The sequence below is a fragment of the bacterium genome, assembly GCA_026414725.1.
Taxonomy (GTDB): domain Bacteria; phylum Ratteibacteria; class UBA8468; order B48-G9; family JAFGKM01; genus JAAYXZ01.
The window spans coordinates 1-1979 of sequence record JAOAIL010000047.1 but is presented as its reverse complement, the minus strand read 5'-3'; the positions used below and the strand labels follow the sequence as shown (position 1 = coordinate 1979).

Sequence of the window (1979 nt, the reverse complement as noted above, 5' to 3'; positions counted from 1 at the left end):
GTAGAATATACTCCTCAAAATTTTATGTTTCCTTATACCTTTCATCTCTTTACCTTTTGATATATTAAATGGTTCTTCTCATCTGCTAAAATAAACGCAAAATCAAGATTCCTATTGCAATTTATTACTTCTAAAATTATCTCGTATCTACCCTCTTTAAGTTCTCCTTCATACAAAGGGCTACTATGTCTGTGTGGAGCAGGAAGAAACTCACTATGCTGGTGGTGTGAAAGAACTTCCTTTTTGTTTATCCACATCTTTATCCCATCTGTTGTCGCTGGATATATTCTCACCTTGCTTTCTTTTTCAATCTCAATCTCTGTCTTTAAAAATATTATCCCTCTGCTTCCATTGAAAAATCTTCCCACAGGTATAAACATCGTATCAAAGACAAATTCTTTAAATCCATCATACCTGTCTGAAAGAATTTTATCTTCTATTTCTCTTGCCTCTTCAGGATTAAATATATCAGAGACATTAAACTTCATATTAATCGGCTTTTCAAAGTCAGGTATATCAGGTAGCTTAAATGGTTTTTCAATACCGGGGAGATTTTTTTCTTTCTTCACTTTCTCTCTAATTTTTACTATCTCTTCTGTCAATACATCTATATCTTCTGGAACTTCTATATCTTTTATTCCATAACCAGCAACTATTCTTGTATCTATCTCTGCTCTTATCTGCCTTTCAATCTTTTCCTTCCCAAGTATTATCCCTATAATTGCCCCTGCGGTTGCTGCCGTGCAATCAGTATCATAACCACACTTTGTCGCTTCTATTATTGTCCCCAAAAAGTCACCTTTACCATAAAGAAGTCCACATATTATAAAACCAATATTTTGAACACAGTGTGTAAAGTTATGGTGTCCAAACCTTTTTAATATCTCTTCCCTCGTCTTTCTTATATTATTCTCTTTCCTATATAAGTCCAACACCATCTCACTTACCTTCCTCACCTTTGAATCTTCAGGCAGAAATTCGCAACTTCTCTTTATCAATTTTTCTACATCACTTTCTTCAAAGGCAATGGATTCAATTATAGATAAAAAAACTTCTCCATAAACTCCCTCATTCCAATGGTCAACAGATGCATCAAGATATGCATAATAGCCAGCAACTTCAGGTCTATACGGAAAAATACATCCCCATATCTCACTCCTTATAGGTGCTCCCATACATTCTGAAAACCAGTTATTATATATACCTGTCTGTGGTGGCTTTAACCCTGCTTTTAAGTTCGCTATTGCCACACCATACTCATCAAAAGGATATGTAATATTTTTGAGCCATCCCTCTGACAAATCATCAGCAGTAATTCTTATCCCTTTCTTTTTTAAAATATTCAGCCAGACAAGTTGCAGGTCAAGATCATCATTTGGAAGGATTTTTTCGGGTAATCTGTAAGGGATTTCAAGAAACTCCTTTCTCCCTTCCAGTGGTCCCCCAATGCTACCTCCTATACTCTTTCCTAACCAGCAACCATAAATCTTTCCATAATCTTCTGATTTCATGCACTCTCCCTTATAACAATCTCCGGTTCTATAAATATATCCTCTGCTTCTTTTATTTCTCCTTCTATCCAGCCCATCAATCTATCACAGGCAATCTCTGCTATTTTTTCTATAGGTTGATGAACTGTCGTTAAAGATGGCTTAACCAAAGAAGAAAGATATATATCATCAAACCCACAGATAGCAATATTATCAGGAACTTTTAATCCATTTTCTTCTATTACCCTAATTGCTCCTATTGCCATCAGGTCATTTCCACATACAATCGCATCTACTTTCCCAATTATCTCTTTTGCCCATTTCTTCCCATATTCCATCTTATACTCACCTTCACATATTATTATTCCTTTATTAACAGATATATCTTTTTCTTTCAATGCTTTTATATATCCATCTAACCTCTCTTCTGTCGGCCTCAAATTTATATCCCCTGCTATAAATCCAATCTTTTTCTTCCCTGTCTTTATC

At 35.0% G+C, this 1979-nt stretch carries 2 protein-coding genes; both read right to left on the bottom strand.

All coding sequences use genetic code 11. The features are described 5' to 3' along the window. Positions 1-41 precede the first annotated feature (41 nt). The gene (locus N3D17_07750; protein ID MCX8083256.1) at positions 42-1511 is read right to left on the bottom strand and encodes an ADP-ribosylglycohydrolase family protein; all 1470 of its coding nucleotides are present in this window, start codon (positions 1509-1511) and stop codon (positions 42-44) included. Continuing rightward, the coding region (locus N3D17_07745; protein ID MCX8083255.1) for a substrate-binding domain-containing protein at positions 1508-1979 on the bottom strand (472 nt) is incomplete at its 5' end. The genes N3D17_07750 and N3D17_07745, both read right to left, overlap by 4 nt.

Coding starts and splice junctions, on each gene's coding strand:
- N3D17_07750 (MCX8083256.1), bottom strand. CDS start 1,511: ATGAAATCAGAAGATTATGGAAAGATTTATGGTTGCTGGTTAGGAAAG.